We start from the raw sequence: 16,363 nt of genomic DNA on the forward strand, positions 1-16,363 counted from the left end.
TTTCTGGCCTGGTGTGGAAATCACTTGAAGCGAGGTGGAGCCCACCTGGCGATGGTGTTGGGCTAAAGGGGAAAAAGAAAAACAGAGACTCCGCAGGGCGATCCCATCTTGCCACCGTGCTGCCGATTTTTGAACAATCACCTTCTTGGGGGGCATGGCTTATCAACTCCCCAAATTTTAGACTAGCAAGCCGCTCGACTTCTTGAGAATTAAGTGAGAACAGGGTAGGGTGCCTGTCTTCTCAATCGTATGCCCAGAATTCCTCGGGCAAAGGAAATGGATGAATTTGTCCGAAGTCCGGTTCCGATGGAGGAAACGCAGCGGGTGGGCCACCAAGAACAGCGTCCGCACGAGTGGTCGGTGGCTTGCTCCATGACCTTGACGCCCCTTCTGTCCCTCGCGTAAGATAAAGGCAGAATCTCCTCTCGGTTTCATCATTTTCTCGAATCGAGATCGCGCAAGGGAGATGCCCATGTCGGATTTCCTGTTCCGGGGTTCGCTGGCGGAAGTGGATCCGGATGTGGCCGCCCTGATCCGCTATGAGCATGAGCGTCAGATCCGCAAGCTGATCCTCATCCCCTCGGAATCCTACGCCCCGGCGGCCGTCCGCGAAGCGCTGGCCTCGGTGTTCCAGAATATCTACGCTGAAGGCTATCCCCACGAACGCACCCGCACCCAAACCGAGGCGGAGTTGTTGGATTACGAGGATCAACTGGGCTTTTACCGACGCTATGGCGATCAGCGGTATTACAAGGGCGTGGAATACGCTGACATTGTGGAGGCGCTGGCCCGACGGCGATGCGCAGAGGCCTTCGCGACCCCCGAGATTCCCCCCGAGCGGATCTTCGTCAACGTCCAGCCGCTCTCCGGCGCCCCAGCCAACAACGCGGTCTACGAGGCGTTGCTCCAGCCGGGCGATACCGTGATGGGCATGTCGCTGGTTCACGGCGGCCACCTCACCCATGGTTCCCCCGTCAACCGCTCGGGCAAACATTACCGCATCGTCTGGTACACTGTAGATCCCCAGACGGAGCGCTTGGATTACGATCAGATCCGGGAGCTCGCCCGGCAGCACCGGCCGAAGATGATCATCGCCGGCTACACGTCGTACCCGTGGGCGCCCGACTGGAAGCGCTTCCGGGAGATCGCCGATGAGGTGGGGGCGTATCTGCTGGCGGATATCGCCCACACGGCCGGGATGGTGATCGCCGGTGCTTACCCCACCCCCTTGGGCTATGCCCACGTGATCACCTTCACCACCCACAAGACCATCATGGGCCCGCGGGGGGCATGCATCCTCACGACGGACCCGGACATCGCGAAGAAAATCGATCGGGCGGTGTTCCCCGGCGAGCAGGGCGGGCCGCACGTCAACGTCTTCGCGGCTTTGGCGGTGGCCTTCAAGCTGGCCCGCACGGAGACGTTCCGGGCCTTGCAGCACCAGATCGTCCGCAACGCCCAGGCGATGGCCCGGCGCCTGGCGGAGCGCGGGCTGCGGATCCCCTACGGCGGCACGAACACCCATCTCCTCCTGGTGGACTGCAAATCGGTCCGGGGTCCGGATGGCACGCCGTTGATGGGCGATCCGGCGGCCCGGGTGCTGGATCTGGCCGGCATTGTGGTGAACCGCAACACGATCCCAGGGGATGTCGGGGCGGGGGCGGCCAGCGGCATTCGCCTGGGGACCCCATGGATCACCCAGCGGGGGTTCCGGGAGCCGGAGGTGGAGGCCCTGGCGGACATCATCGCTGACGTGCTGTGGGCGTGCAAGCCGCATCGTTACTACGTCGGACGCGATTTGGTCTATCGCACCAAAGTCGAGTTTGATGTCCTGGAGGAGGCCAAGCTGCGCGTGGCGGAGCTTGCCGCCCGGGCCGGTATTGACGTGGAGCTCCCCCGGAGCGGCTATCCCCATTACTGGTTCATCACCGACCGCCTCCCCGCCGCCGATGGGAAGGCGGTGCTGGAGATCCGGGGGGACCGGACGGCGGAGTTCCTGGACGCTGCCCTGACCCAGCGGGCCGTCGGCCTGAAGGTCGGCGAAGGCGCCCCCACGTTCGTGATGGAAGCCGACGGCCGGATCATGAGCCCCGCCTATCTGATCCGGGACGGCCCTGACGCCTTCCGGCTGGTGGTGCCGGAGGAGCGGGCCGGTCGGGTCGCCGCCTGGCTGCGGGATCTCTCGGATGGATACGTCCGCTTCGATGAGGACATCTGGGCGAAGCTGCCCGGCCCGCTACGGGTGCGGGAGGTTCCTGCGGAGGATCCACGGGCGGCCTCCGCACGAGCCCAGGCCCGCTTCCCGGCCGATCTGCGCGAAGCGGCGGCCGTGGCGCCCCACAAGCCCTTCTTCATCGGCTTCCGGGCGGTCGATGAGGCGCACCGCGATCACCTCCGCCCGTTGCCGGCTTTCTCCTACTCGGAGCCAGAGGGCGCGCCCCTCAAGCGGACGACCCTCTATGAGCTGCACCGCGAGCTGGGTGCGAAGATGATCCCCTTCGCCGGCTGGGAGATGCCGGTCTGGTATACCGGCGTGAGCGAGGAGCACCGGGCGGTGCGCACCGCCGCCGGCCTCTTCGACGTCTCCCATATGGGGGTCCTGGAGGTCAGCGGCCCCGGCGCTCGGGCTTTCCTCGAGCGGGTGACGACCAATGACGTGATGGCCCTGAAGGTCGGCGAGTCCCAATATACGTACTTCCTGGATCCCGAGGGGCACGTTCTGGACGATCTCATCATCTATGCCTTGGCGCCCGATCGCTACATGCTGGTGGTCAACGCCGCCAACAACGACCGCGATTGGGCCTGGCTGAACGCGGTGGCCCGGGGCGAGGTGCAGATCGATCGGGAGCGGCCGTGGGCCGCGCTCACGGATGAAGTCGTCCTTCGGGATCTGCGGGACCGCCGGTGGGGGGACGATTGCCGAGTGGACCTCGCCCTGCAGGGCCCGCAGGCCTTGAGGATCCTCCAGAGCCTGATGGACACCCGGGCCAAAGACCAGCTGGCCTCTCTCCAGCGGGGCCAGGTGATGCGGGCGGAGATCCGAGGCTTCGATCTGATCATCTCCCGCACCGGCTACACCGGCGAGCGGATCGGCTACGAGCTCTTCGTTCACCCGGATCGAGCGCCGGCGCTCTTCGAGCTCCTCTTGGATGCCGGAAAGCCCTTCGGCCTCAAGCCATGCGGCCTGGGGGCCCGCGACAGCACCCGAACGGAGGCAGGGCTTCCGCTTTATGGCCATGAGCTCGCTGGCCCATTGGATCTCACCCCGGGGGACGCTGGCTTCGCTTCCTTCGTGAAACTCTACAAGCCGTTCTTTATCGGGCGGAAGGCGTATATGGCCCGGGAAGCGAAGCGGACCATGGAGGTGGTTCGTTTCCGGATTTCTGAGAAAGGCGTGCGGTTGCCCAAGTTGGGGGATGCGGTGGTAGACCGCCGGGGGCGGGTGATCGGCTATGTGACCAGCTGCGCCCTCGACACAGAGGGGTTCCTCACCGGCATGGCCTGGATCGAGCGAGGGTATCAGGCGGAAGGAACTCCCGTCGGGATCGTTGTGGGGAGCGCGGCCCTGCCGGAGCGCCCCAAGGTCGGCGATCGTCTCACCGTCCCCATCCCGGCCGAGGTGGTGAGCCGCTTTATGAGCCGATAAAGGGATCGGAAGCCATGCCTTCCCCGTTCCCAGGGATGGACCCGTATCTAGAGCACCCGGCGCTTTGGACGGATGTGCATAACAGCCTGATCGCGGCGCTGCGGGATGAGCTCGCCCCGCGGCTGCGCCCGCGTTATATTGTCGCGATCGAGGAACGGATTTACTTGATCACGCCGGAGGGGGCTGGATGGCCGGCGCGGGGCGATGTGGTGGTGGCACGCGCTCCGGAGGTGATCCCGGGGGTGGGGAGGCCTTCCCCGTCCGCTATTGAAGCCCGGGTGGTGGAGGTGCCGCTTCCGGAGACGGTGCGGGAGACCTATCTGGAGGTGCGGGCTGCCGGCACCGGGGAAGTGGTGACGGTGGTGGAGATCCTCTCCCCGACGAACAAGCGCTCAGGGGAGGCCCGCCGGCTGTACGAGCAGAAACGGACGCTTCTGCTGGGCAGCCGAACGCATCTGGTGGAGATCGATCTATTGCGGGCGGGGGAGCCGATGCCGGTGGTGGGGGACGGGCGGGATGGGCACTATCGGATTTTGGTCAGCCGCTGGGAGCAGCGGCCGCGGGCGCTGCTGTACGTGTTCACCGTTCGGGATCCGATCCCGGTGTTCCGGTTGCCGTTGCTGCCGGGGGATGAGGAGCCGGAGGTGGATCTGGGGCGCCTGCTTCAAACGATTTATGAACGGGCGGCTTACGATCTGCGGGTGAATTATGAAGAGGAGCCCGTTCCGCCTTTGGAGCCTCCCTTCTCGGAATGGGCCGACGCGCTGCTGCGGGAGCAGGGCCTCCGGCGATAGCTCTGCCTCAGAGTATATCCGGGGTGGGGACCATCGGAGACGACCCCAACTCCATAAAGAGCGGAGCTCCCAAAAGTCGCTTTCATCCCCCTCCTCGCAGCCTTATGGGCTGCGAGGAGGGGATACAGGGGGTTCTCCCCCTCTGCTCACGGTTCTCAGTGGCGTAACTCTTTAAAACGAATAGGGGGTGCGCGATGAGCCAGGAGATCACGATCAGTGTGATCAAAGCGGATATTGGCGGCATGGTGGGCCATTCAGGGATCCACACGGACCTGGTGGCCATGGCCCGTCAGCATTTGGAGGACGCCCAGCGTCGGGGCGTGATCGTCGATTATTATGTGACCTGGTGTGGCGACGATCTCCAGCTGATCATGACTCATCGCCACGGCGTCGACAGCCCCATCGTCCATGGCCTGGCCTGGGAGACCTTCGAGCGCTGCACCGCCAAGGCCAAGGAGCTGAAGCTCTACGGAGCCGGGCAGGATCTGATCGCCGACGCTTTCTCGGGGAACGTGCGGGGGATGGGGCCGGGGGTGGCCGAGATGTCCTTCGTGGAGCGCCCCTCGGAGCCGATTATCGTCTTTATGGCGGATAAAACCTCGGCCGGGGCGTGGAACCTCCCGCTCTTCCGGATGTTCGCCGATCCCTTTAACACCGCCGGCCTGGTGATCTCCCCTGCCATGCACGACGGCTTCCGCTTCGAGGTCCACGATGTCAAAGGCCACAAGCGGATCTTCTTCAATTGCCCCGAGGAGATGTATGACCTGCTGGTCTTCATCGGGGCGCCGGGGCGTTATATGATCAAGGCGGTCTACACCAAGAAGGGGGAGATCGCCGCGGTCTCCTCAACGGAACGGCTCTCCCTGATCGCTGGCCATTACGTAGGGAAGGACGACCCGGTCTGCATCGTGCGGGCGCAGGGGATCTTCCCCGCAGTAGGGGAGATCCTGGAACCCTTCACGATGCCCCATATTGTGGAGGGCTGGATGCGCGGCTCCCACTACGGGCCGCTGATGCCGGTCCCCCTCCAATACGCCAAGTGCACCCGCTTCGACGGCCCACCCCGGGTGGTGGCCCTGGGCTTCCAACTGGCCGACGGCCGGTTGGTCGGCCCGCGGGATATGTTCGACGATCCGGCCTTCGACGAGGCCCGGCGGCTGTGCAATGTGATCGCCGATCATTTCCGACGCCACGGCCCCTTCGAGCCTCACCGCCTGCCGATGGAGGAGATGGAATACACGACGCTTCCGGAGGTCGCTGAACGCCTGGTGGGCCGTTGGGAGCCCCTGCCAGAGCCCCAGCCTGCCATCGCGGGCGGGGACGGCAGCGCGGCCGAGGCGGATTAGCTTTAGCGAAGAAAACGAAGGGAGGTGGGGCATGTCATTCCCGCCCCACCTCCCAACGGATTTCATCTCGCTCGCATGCCCCGAACACCCCACGGGATCCCTGTTTGCCCTCTACCCCCAGCCCGGTTACACTCATTAAGAACCGTCCAATTCCACACCAGATGCGGGATGGAGAGAGGGCACGGGCCATGGGGATCCCCTTGAAAAGGTCCAGACATCCTGGGGAGCTTTCGCCAGCGAGGCAGCGGACTCTTCTCTCGCTGATCGTGGGGATCGGGTTCTTGATTCTGCTGAGCTTGGGGTTGACGTGGCAGGGCATCGCCGTCGTTGCCCGTCCCCAGGAGGAAGCTTCCTCGATCTGCTTTTACACAGATCCCCTGGATAGCCGGGTTCGTTGTGTCCCCCGTTTCTTTCCCCAGGGTGCTGCCACCATCACGGATCGCGTCTCCCTGCGCCTTCAAGCCTTAGCCACCGGGCCGACCGCCGAGGAACGGGCCTCCGGCCTGTGGTCCCCGCTGCCTGCCGGATCCCGGGTGGCCAGCTTCCAGTGGTCGGGGAACGTGCTGACCCTCTACCTGGAGCTGCCCTCTCGTTATCTGGAGCGTGCAAGCGATGCGGAGCCGGTCCTGAACCCATGGACGGTCGACCAGGCGGCCCATCTGTTCCTGCGACATCTGGAGCCCTTTGGGATCCAGAACGTGCAGCTGATGGCCCGGAATCCGGCGGACGGCCGGTTCTATGCGCTCTCATGGTTTCTCCGGGAGCCTCCTCCGGTGAACAAGCCGGCGGAGCTGGCGAAGGCCAGCGGGGAGCCGCTGGCGCCGATGAGCGCCGCCGGCCAGCCTCCGGCTTACAGCCGCCCCCAGGCTCAAGGCTTCCTCAGCGGGAAGGCCATCTACCTCAGCGCTGGCCACGGTTGGTATTGGTACGCCCCGGGCGGCCGCTGGCTGACCCAGCGGGGGAACACCAACGGGATCGTGGAGGACCTCAACAACGCGGAGGTGGTCAACCAGTTTCTGATTCAGTATCTCTACAATGCCGGTGCGGATGTCTGGCCGGTTCGGGAGCGGGATGCGAACCTTTGGGAGGGGATCGCTGACAACGACAACCCCCAAGTCTATCAGGAGCAGGGGGCCTGGTCCCCCGGAACCCTCCCGGGTTATAACGGCGGCACCTACCGCACGGCTCTGACGGCCCTGGGCACGGTCACCGCGCAGGCCATCTGGACCCTGACACCGTCACGGGATGGCACGTATGCGGTTTACGTCTGGTACACCAGCGGTTCCAATCGGAGCACCGATGCGCAATTTCTGATTGAGCACGCGGGGGGGCGCAGCGAGGTTCGGATCAACCAGCAGGGCCACGGCTACACGTGGCGCTATCTCGGCTCCTTTCCCTTCCGGGGCGGGCAGCCCGCCCGGGTGATCCTCACCAACCGGACCGATCGCCCGGAGAACCTGAACCGCGTTGTGGTGGCGGATGCGGTTCGGATCGGCGGGGGAATGGGGACGGTGACCGGCGATGGGCCGCCCCCCAGCCCGGGGCCGAGCGGACGGCCTCGCTGGGAGGAGGCGGCTCGCTACTGGGCGAAATACCAAGGAGCTCCTCCGTCGGTTTACGATCCCTTCCAGTGTTCCACCTACAGCACGTGCGGGGACCAAATCGATGATGTGACTGCCCGTCCTCGCTATGCGGAGTGGGAACGGGAGCCCTTCGATGATCCGGTGTATTTCTCGTTCCACACCAATGCCTATAACGGGACCCTGCGGGGGACAGAATCCTACGTCTACGACAACAGCGATCCGAACTACCAGCGCGTTCCCGGGAGCCTGGAGCTCCAAGACGCGGTGCACACCCAGGTGATCCAAGATCTCCGGGCGGGATGGGATCCGAACTGGGTCGACCGGGGGAAGAAGCAGGCCAACTTAGGGGAATTGCGCCTGCTCTCCACGATGCCGGGCGTCCTGCTGGAGGCTGCCTTCCACGACAACCCACAGGACGCGGCCGCGCTGAGGGATCCCCGGTTCGCGCTGCTGGTGGCCCGCGCGATTTACAAGGGGATCGTGCGCTACTACGCCCAGCGGGATGGCCGCTCGCCGGTCTTTCTTCCGGAGCCACCCCAAGCGCCGGTCGCCCGCCAGACCGGGCCTGGCCAGGTGACGCTCTCATGGCAGCCCTCCCCCAGCGATGGCGGCAGGCTTCTGGGCCATCCCGCCACGGCCTATAAGGTCTACACTAGCACCGACGGTTTTGCCTGGAGTGATGGAGTGGTCGTCAACAGCACATCCTATACGCTCTCCGGCCTGCCGGGGGGCACCACGCTGTTCTTCCGTGTGACCGGTCTGAACGCGGGCGGCGAATCCTTCCCCACCCCGGTGGTCGGAGTGCGCGTGGGGCCGTGGGGCGCGCCGCGCTTGCTGATGGTGGACGGCTTCGATCGTTTGGACGCGGCCATGCGGCCCACCGAGAGCCTCGGGGGAAGCCTCGGGGTGGTGACGCGCATGCCGATCGCCCGAATGAACGGCTTCGATGCCATCGCGGGGGTGGGCCGCGTGCTCTCGCTGCCGTTTGACGGAGCTACGGATGAGGGGATCTCGATCGGGGCCGTTAACCTGCAGGCCTATCCGGTGGTGATCTGGTTGCTGGGCGAGGAGGGGCTTTCAGAGCCAGCTTTGGAGGATGGGGCGCGGGCGCAGTTGCGGGATTTCTTGACCAAGGGGGGTCGGCTGATCCTGAGCGGCTCGAACGTCGGTCAGGACCTCAGCCAGCGGGATCCAAGCTTTCTGAACGATCTGTTGCGGGCAGGCTTTCTCGCCGACGACGCGGGCGCCCGGACCGTCCGCCCGACCCCAGGGGGCTTGCTGGATGGCATCGATGAGCTGACCCTCGACGATGGGACGATGGGGAGCCATCGGGTGACCGCGCCGGATGTGCTGGCTCCCGGGCGGGAAGCTCAGGTCCTGATGCAGTATCCGGATGGACGGGGGGCGGCCACCCTCTACGGCGCGCCGTGCCCGCAGGTCGTTGTCTTCGGCTTCCCCTTGGAAAGCGCCTGGCCGATGAGCGCCCGGGCGGCGCTTCTCTCCCGGCTGTTGAATTCAATGATGGCGTGTGGGGCGCCTCTCGAGACCACCATCACCGCTCCCGCGCCGGACGCGCTGCTCAACCAGATCCCGGTGATCGCTGGCACGGCCTCCCCTGCGGACATCACTGGGGTGCAGGTGGCGCTGCAACGAACAGCGGATCAGCAGTGGTGGACGGGGACCGGGTGGGACGCAGGGCCGGTCTGGCTGACCGCAACGGGGCAGCTCTCCTGGTCCTGGACCCCGCCTTCGGATCTGACGGATGGGACGTATGGGGTACTGGCCCGAGCGGTGCGGGGGACGGCGGTGGATCCTACGCCGGCAGCTGTGACCTTTACGTTAGACCGCACGCCGCCAGGGGCGCCAACGCTGATCACCCCCACCGTGACGGCCACCTATACGCCCCCCGTTCGGCTCGAGTGGGCGCCCACCGGATCGGAGATCCCGGCCGGATATGTGTTGATCCTCAACAGCAGCCGCTTCACCGTGACCGCCAACGTCTTCATGGCCAACCTGGCTCCGGGAGCCTATCAATGGACGGTGGCGGCGCTCGACGCCGCCGGCAACCTCTCCGGGACGCCGCCCCCTGTGCTGTTCTATGTCGCGCCGGGCGCTCGAGGTTCCACCGTTTACTTGCCGCTCGTTCTGCGAGGAACGAACGAAGGGGGATCTCCGCCGCCACCCGCGTGTGAAGAGCGGTTGCGCAACGGGGGGTTCGAAATGGATCTGGCCGGGACGTGGGAGATCCTCAATCCACATGCTCCTATCGCCCGGGTTCAGAGCCCGGTGTATGAGGGCCAATGGGCCGTCCGTCTGGGCGATCTCCAGGCGACCTCCGCTTCCTATGCGACCCTCTGGCAGCGGGTGAACCTGGATGGGCGTCAGGCGACGCTCAACTTATGGCGCCTCCCCGAGATTCGGGAAAGCGGGGATCGTTTTTACATCGGCTTGCGGAACGCCCGCAATGAGTGGGTGTCCCTGTTAGTGGATCAAGCGAACACTGGGACGTGGGGAGCGGTCACCCTGGATTTGACGCCCTATGTAGGGCAGATCGTTACGCTAACCATTGGCGTTTACAATAATGGGAGCGGGTTGGGCAGCGCTGCGGCGATCGATGGGGTGAGCCTCCAGGTTTGTCGCTAAACCTATTGCTGATTACCGAATTGGGGTCCCATGAGGGCGCAGACGGTTTGGCTGCTCATTTTGCTCAGCGCGATGGTCATCGCGATCCTGGCGACGCCGGTGGCCCGCGCGGTTGCTTTCCGGATCGGGATGGTCGATCATCCCGCTCCGCGTAAACTCCATACGCGCCCGATCCCGCTGCTGGGCGGTGCGGCGCTTTACCTGGCCGTCCTGATCGCCCTGCTGGTGCTCGAGGATCGCTACAACCTTCCTCAACTGGCAGGGGTTCTGGTGGGAGCCACAGCGATCTCCTTCTTAGGGATCTGGGATGACCGTTGGAGGCTGCGCCCGCTGATCAAACTCATGGGCCAGATCGCCGTCGCTGGGGTTGTGATGGCCATGGGGGTGATGGTCTCCCTCTTCCCCTGGCCGGTTCTGAATGTCCTCGTCACATTGCTCTGGCTGGTAGGGATCACCAATGCGTTTAATTTGATCGACAATATGGACGGCCTTTCCGGGGGAATCGGTGCCGTCTCAGCGGCGTTTTTCCTGCTTCTGGCGGCTTTAAACGGCCAGTATCTGGTGGGTGCTCTCTCGGCCGCCGTGTTGGGCGCATGTATCGGCTTCCTGCGCTATAACTTCAATCCGGCCTCGATTTTTATGGGGGATGCGGGGAGCATGTTCCTCGGCTTTCTGATGGCCGTGCTGGGGATCAAGTTGCGCTTCCCCTACAACGTCGCTTTCGTCACCTGGATGGTTCCGGTGTTGGTTCTGGGGATCCCGATCTTCGACACCACGTTGGTGGTCCTCTCGCGCCTGCGCCGGGGGCTGAACCCGCTCACTTCGCCGGGGAAAGATCATCTCTCCCATCGACTGGTGCGGGCCGGGATGACCCATCGGGAGGCGGTTCTCACGCTCTATCTGGCCCAGGCGGCGCTAGGGGCCCTGGCGCTGTTCATCGCCATGGCCGGGGCGGTGGAGAGTTATCTCATCGGCGGCATCGTGGGCGGGATGGCGCTCTGGGCCCTCTGGCGCCTGGAGCGACCCCCGTTCTGGGGAAGCTCATGATGATGAAGAGAACCTGGATCGGCCTGGCTGCCGGCTTGCTCCTTCTGGCGGGGCTTTTGATAGGGCTCGCCCAACTTCGACCCGCAGCCCGTCAGCTTCCCCCTCCTGGGACGGCCCAGGTGATCCTGGTCACTCGTTCTCCTGTCCCAGGTCTCACGCCCGAGGCTTCTTCCACCCCCACCTCAACGCCCGTTGGGCAACGGGCCGTGGTGACGGGAACCGGAGGGGTAGGCTTGCGGCTTCGGGAAGGGCCCGGGCTGCTCTATGCCGTCGTCACCGTGCTGGCCGAGGGGAGTTCTGTTTGGGTTTTCCCGGAATCGGTGGATGCGGATGGCCTGCGCTGGCGTCGGGTTCGAACGGAGGATGGAGCCATTGAGGGGTGGGTGGCGGAATCCTATCTGAGCCTTCCGGAGCCTGAAGCTCCGTAAAGAAACGGATGGTGTTGTGGCGGCGAAGCCGACGCAACACCATCCGTTTCTCTTCTGCCCTATCGGCCGTCCGCAAGAGCCCCCCAAATTTTACGCTACGCCAGCTCCGGTTGGATCAACCCGTAATTCCCATCCCGCCGGCGGTAAACCAAGTTGATGCTGGCGGTCTCCGGGTTGTAGAAGATGAAGAAGTCGTGGCCGAGGAGCTCCATCTGCTCGATGGCTTCCTCGGGGGTCATCGCCGTGACCTCGAACCGCTTGATTTTCACGATGCGGCCAGCAGAGCCCCTTGTCTCCTCCATAGAGGAGGCTTCCGCCGCTTCAGGGCGGATCCGTCCTTCCCGTCGTCCTTTGAAGCGCTCAATCCGCCGCTCCATCTTATCCACGACCAAATCGATCGCCGCCAGAAGATCCGCGTGACGCTCCTCCGCGCGCAGGAGGATACCAGGGGTCATTCGCAGCGTGAGCTGGGCGATCTGACGCTGATCCCGGCTTCGGGCGTTCTCCTGGGCGAGCTCCAGCTCCGCCTGTGAGATGGTGGGGAGGAACCGCTCCAGCCGCGCAATCCGCTTCCGGGCGTAGGCTTCAATTCGTTCCGTCACCTCAATATTCCGTCCCCGGATAATCAATTCCATATCCAACCTCCAGCATGGATTGGGATTCGAACTGAAGTTTAGCCGATTGGAGCGGCAAGAAGACCCTCAAATCATTCATGGGGCGCCTTGCTCATGATCGCCCGCGCCAACGTGAATCCCCACCCCGATGCGGCGCCTGCTTGGTAGAGGGCGGTCGCGCACGCCTCCAGCGGGACAATGCTGGTGCATACATCGTCCACCGCCACGACGCGTTTCCCTTGGTACCCAGCGGGGTCCCCTAAGAAAGCGCCCCGCACATTCTCCCGACGGGCGCTCCGGGCCAGGCCCTCCTGAGATCGAGTCGCGCGCGCCCGGCGCAGCGCGTAGGCATGGAAAGGGATGGCCAGGCGTTCGGCGAGGGCGTGCGCGAGCATCGCAGCTTGATTATATCCCCGCTGCTGCTGTCGGGCCTTGGAGGTCGGGACCGGGATCAGCAGGTCGGCCTCCACCCCGAAGCGGGCCCAACCCTCTGCCATCTGGGAGGCCAGCGCCTGGGCGATCCGATACCGTCCGTGGAATTTCATCCGGTGCAATGCCCGTCGGATGGGCCCGTGATGCACGAAACAGGATCGCACTCCCTCCAGTTGCAGAGGATCCTTCTGGCAGCGCGGACAGCGCTCGCCCGTCACCCAGGGGATCCCGCAGAGGGAGCAGATCGACGGCGTGAGGGGGCGTGTGTCTGCCGCACATGTCGAGCGCCATACAACCCCTGGGCGCCCGCAGCCGGCACAACGAGGAGGGAAAAGGAGATCCGAGATCTCCTCGGCAAGGCCGGCGATCCATTGGGGGAGGCGAAACATGGGCAAAGGGGTTCCCACCTGTTGGGAAGGTGTCTTGCGTTGAATCATATGCTCACGGGGGGAAGCCGCCGCCGAACTGCTTGATGACGATCAACAGGGCCGGACCGAGGAGCACGACGAACATCGCTGGGAAGATCAGGAAGACGAGGGGGAAGAGCATCTTGATGGGGGCCTGTCGGGCCAGCTCCTCTGCCCGCTGTCGACGCCGCAGGCGCATCTGATCGGCCTGGATGTGAAGCACTTTGGCGATGCTCACCCCGAGTTGTTCCGCCTGGATGATCGCGGCAACGAACGTGGTCATCTCCGGGAGATCTATCCGGGCTGCCATGTCCCTCAGCGCGTCCTTTCGGGAACGCCCCAGGGCGATTTCCTGAAGCACCCGCGCGAAGGCCCGCCCCAGCTCATTGTTCCAGCGTTCCGCGACCCGCTGCATGGCGGCGTCGAAGCCCAGGCCGGCCTCCACACAGATCACCAAGAGGTCCAACGCGTCCGGCAGCGTTTTCAGGATCTCCTTCTTCCGCCGGGCGATCTGCTGGTTGAGCCACAGCATCGGATAGTAAAACCCAAGCCCCCCAATGGCCAGGCTCAGCCCCCAGCGCTGCAACGCGGGGGCGCGCAACAGCAGCACGTGGGCGATGCCAAAGAGGCCAAGGCCAGCGATGATCCGCAGCGCGAAGAACTCCCCCGCCCCCAGGCGGACTGGATTGCCGGCCAGTTCCAGTCGGCGGCGGGTGTCTTCCAGGATCGATTGCGGGGTGAAGCGGCTGATGAACTCGGCGATCTGACGGAGGATCGGGACGATCACCCGCTGGGTGAAGGGGATCGAGAGCTCGATCTCCTCCAGGGTGACGGGCACATCGCGGGCAGCGAATTCCGCCAGACGGGCTTGGAGCACCTCCTCCTCCCGCGGGGCGCCCAGGCCAACCACTAGGGCCAGGGCGATCACGCCCAGGACGATCACGCCCAAGATCAGGATCAGGCTCGGCATCCCATCACACCTCAATCCGAATGATCCGCTGGATCACGAAGTAGCCAATCAACATCATCACAAGCGTGCAGGCGATCATAAAGTAGCCCAGGATCCCGCTGTTGAAGAAGTTCAACATATATTCGCGGTTGATCCCGAACAGGATGAGGCCCAGCCCGATGGGGAGGAAAATGAGCACATAACCGCTGATCATCTGCTGAGCGGTTAACACGCGGATCTCCCCTTTAATCCGCACCCGTTCGCGGATCGTGAAACTGATGGTGTCCAGGATCTCCGCCAGGTTCCCTCCCACCTCGCGCTGGATCAGGATGGCGGTGACCATCATCTCCAGGTCGTCGCTGTGCACCCGGCGCAACATATTTTGCAAGGCCTGCTCCAGAGAGAGGCCAAGCTGTTGCTCCTTGACCACGCGATCGAACTCCGTGGAGATCGGCGGGGGCAGCTCGCGGGCAACCGCCTCCATCGCCTGAAGGACGCTGTAGCCGGCCCGCAACCCGTTCACCATCAGGTTGATGGCGTCGCCAAGCTGGGTGTTGAAAGCCTGGAGCCGACGTCGCTGCCGCCAGGCCACGTAGAGACGCGGCGCAAAAAAGCCCACGATCAGGCCCAGCAGGGCCAGAGGGACGAACTGGAAAAACAATTGGGCGAGAACGAACCCGATGATCGCCGTGAGGATCTGGATCGCCAGGAACTCCGCTGGCGTAACCTTCAGATCGGCCCGCGCCAGCTGAAGCCGCAGATCCTCCGCGAACCCGCGTCCGGCGATGGCTCGGTTCAAAGTCTCGCTGAAGGGCATGGAACGCCGGGTCGCGGGCGTACGGGTTCGCGCCTCCTCCTGACGGCCCAGGGCAGGGGCCACGTAGCGCTCCAGCCGTTCGGCGACCTCCTCCTCCTCGCCCCCGAAGATGTACAACAACAGAAGGATGAGGATGAGGAGGCCCCCACCGATCAGCACGTAGGTCTGCCAGGCCATCGCTTCCTCCTACCTTCGCCCGCTTTGCCCGATGCCGAAAATGGAAGGCGGCAGCCGGATGCCGGACGCCTCCAGACGATCTATGAAGCGCGGACGGATGCCTGTGGGTACGAGGCGGCCGACGATCTGCCCGTTTTCCATTCCATACTGTTCGAACTTGAACAGTTCCGTGGTGGTGATCACTTCCCCTTCCAGACCCTGGATCTCCGTGAGCGAGACGATCTTGCGCGAGCCGTCGCGCATCCGCGCGGTCTGGACGATGAGATCGATGGCCATGGCGATCTGTTCCCGGATCGCCCGATGAGGGAGGTCGGTGCCCGCCATCAGCACCATGTTCTCCAGACGGGCCAGCGCATCGCGGGGGCTGTTCGCGTGGATCGTGGTCATCGAGCCCTCGTGGCCGGTGTTCATCGCCTGGAGCATATCGAAGGCCTCCCCGCCGCGGCACTCGCCCACGATGATCCGATCGGGCCGCATCCGCAGGGCGTTGATCACCAGATCCCGCATGGTGATCTCACCCTTCCCCTCGATGTTCGGCGGTCGGGTCTCCAGGGTCACCACGTGCTCCTGGCGGAGCTGGAGCTCGGCCGCGTTCTCAATCGTGATGATCCGCTCCCCCTCCGGGATGAAGCTGGAGAGGATGTTGAGCAGCGTCGTCTTCCCGGAGCCGGTTCCGCCGGAGACCACGATGTTGATCTTCGCCTGGACGCAGGCCTTGAGGAACTCCATCACCTCCGGCGTGGCCGAGCCCAGACGGATCAAGTCCTCGACCGTCAGGGGCGTCCGGTAGAACTTCCGGATGGTCACCACGGGGCCGATCAGGGAGATCGGCGGGATCACGATGTTCACACGCGAGCCATCCGGCAGCCGCGCGTCTACATACGGCATGCTCTCGTCCACCCGCCGGCCCAGGGGGGCGACGATGCGCTCGATGATGCGCATGAGATGCTCATCGTCCTCGAAGACCACATTCGTCCGCTCGATTTTCCCGTTGCGCTCAATGTAGACCTTCTTGGGACCGTTCACCATGATCTCGGTGATCGTGTCATCTCGAAGGAGCGGCTCCAGGGGCCCATACCCCAGGATCTCCGCGACGATCTGCTCGAAAAGCCGCTGCCGCTCCAGACGGCTGAGGACGATGTGATCTTCCATCAGGACAGCATCGAACTTCTCCTCGATCATCGCCCGTAGCTCATCGGTGCGGGAGAAATCGAGCGTAGGCTCCAGCTCCGATAGCAGCTTCGCCTGGATCCGGTTCTTGAGATCCACATAAGCGTCCCGGATCCCCCCAGTCGTGGGAAGCGGACGGCGGGTGGATGGAGGCGAGGCCTCTGGGGTCGATGCGGGGCGCGTAGGCTCTGGGCTCGAAGAAGGCGAGGGCGATGGTTGCCCACCCTGAATTCGCCTTAAAAGGGACATCTTCCCACCTCCTTTGCAAGCTCTTTCTCCCTCCCCGGTGCGGCGAAGCCCCCCGGGCGGG

Annotated in this window: 11 protein-coding genes and 2 pseudogenes; 7 read left to right on the top strand and 6 right to left on the bottom strand. The window is 64.4% G+C overall.

What is annotated here, in order from left to right; translation table 11 throughout:
* Positions 1-472: 472 nt before the first annotated feature.
* From glyA to ACFMO5_RS07655, 7 genes and pseudogenes are all read left to right on the top strand, one after another.
* Positions 473-1,873, top strand: a pseudogene (glyA, locus tag ACFMO5_RS07625) (serine hydroxymethyltransferase); the annotation flags it as partial.
* An 87-nt stretch (positions 1,874-1,960) separates the two neighbouring features.
* Positions 1,961-3,646: a glycine cleavage system aminomethyltransferase GcvT gene (gene gcvT / locus ACFMO5_RS07630; protein WP_376792165.1), complete on the top strand. Its 1,686-nt coding sequence runs from the start codon at positions 1,961-1,963 to the stop codon at positions 3,644-3,646.
* A gap of 14 nt (positions 3,647-3,660) precedes the next feature.
* Positions 3,661-4,440 (top strand): DUF4058 family protein, encoded by a 780-nt coding sequence (locus ACFMO5_RS07635; RefSeq protein WP_376792156.1) that lies wholly within the window; start codon positions 3,661-3,663, stop codon positions 4,438-4,440.
* Between the two features lie 194 nt (positions 4,441-4,634).
* A complete protein-coding gene (gene fbp / locus ACFMO5_RS07640) occupies positions 4,635-5,786 on the top strand; it encodes a fructose-1,6-bisphosphate aldolase/phosphatase (protein ID WP_376792157.1) in 1,152 nt (383 codons plus the stop codon).
* A gap of 188 nt (positions 5,787-5,974) precedes the next feature.
* Entirely contained in the window at positions 5,975-10,012 is a 4,038-nt protein-coding gene (locus ACFMO5_RS07645; RefSeq protein ID WP_376792158.1) for an N-acetylmuramoyl-L-alanine amidase, read from the top strand.
* A 30-nt stretch (positions 10,013-10,042) separates the two neighbouring features.
* Positions 10,043-11,059, top strand: a complete 1,017-nt coding sequence (locus tag ACFMO5_RS07650; RefSeq protein WP_376792159.1) for an MraY family glycosyltransferase — start codon at positions 10,043-10,045, stop codon at positions 11,057-11,059.
* Positions 11,060-11,061: 2 nt separating this feature from the next.
* On the top strand, positions 11,062-11,487 hold the full coding sequence (locus ACFMO5_RS07655) for an SH3 domain-containing protein (RefSeq protein ID WP_376792160.1): 426 nt from the start codon (positions 11,062-11,064) through the stop codon (positions 11,485-11,487).
* Positions 11,488-11,582: 95 nt separating this feature from the next.
* Here ACFMO5_RS07655 and hpf read toward each other — a convergent pair whose 3' ends face one another.
* From hpf to ACFMO5_RS07685, 6 genes and pseudogenes are all read right to left on the bottom strand, one after another.
* Positions 11,583-12,122, bottom strand: coding sequence for a ribosome hibernation-promoting factor, HPF/YfiA family (gene hpf, locus ACFMO5_RS07660; RefSeq protein ID WP_376792161.1), 540 nt, complete (start codon positions 12,120-12,122; stop codon positions 11,583-11,585).
* Positions 12,123-12,193: 71 nt separating this feature from the next.
* A complete protein-coding gene (locus tag ACFMO5_RS07665) occupies positions 12,194-12,697 on the bottom strand; it encodes a ComF family protein (protein ID WP_376792166.1) in 504 nt (167 codons plus the stop codon).
* Between the two features lie 36 nt (positions 12,698-12,733).
* Positions 12,734-12,970, bottom strand: a pseudogene (locus tag ACFMO5_RS07670) (double zinc ribbon domain-containing protein); the annotation flags it as partial.
* A gap of 4 nt (positions 12,971-12,974) precedes the next feature.
* Entirely contained in the window at positions 12,975-13,910 is a 936-nt protein-coding gene (locus ACFMO5_RS07675; protein WP_376792162.1) for a type II secretion system F family protein, read from the bottom strand.
* Between the two features lie 4 nt (positions 13,911-13,914).
* Complete coding sequence (locus tag ACFMO5_RS07680; protein ID WP_376792163.1) at positions 13,915-14,883, bottom strand: type II secretion system F family protein; 969 nt, start codon at positions 14,881-14,883, stop codon at positions 13,915-13,917.
* Between the two features lie 9 nt (positions 14,884-14,892).
* Complete coding sequence (locus ACFMO5_RS07685) at positions 14,893-16,302, bottom strand: CpaF family protein (protein ID WP_376792164.1); 1,410 nt, start codon at positions 16,300-16,302, stop codon at positions 14,893-14,895.
* Positions 16,303-16,363: the final 61 nt, after the last annotated feature.

Source organism: Thermoflexus sp. (assembly GCF_042408365.1).
Taxonomy (GTDB): domain Bacteria; phylum Chloroflexota; class Anaerolineae; order Thermoflexales; family Thermoflexaceae; genus Thermoflexus.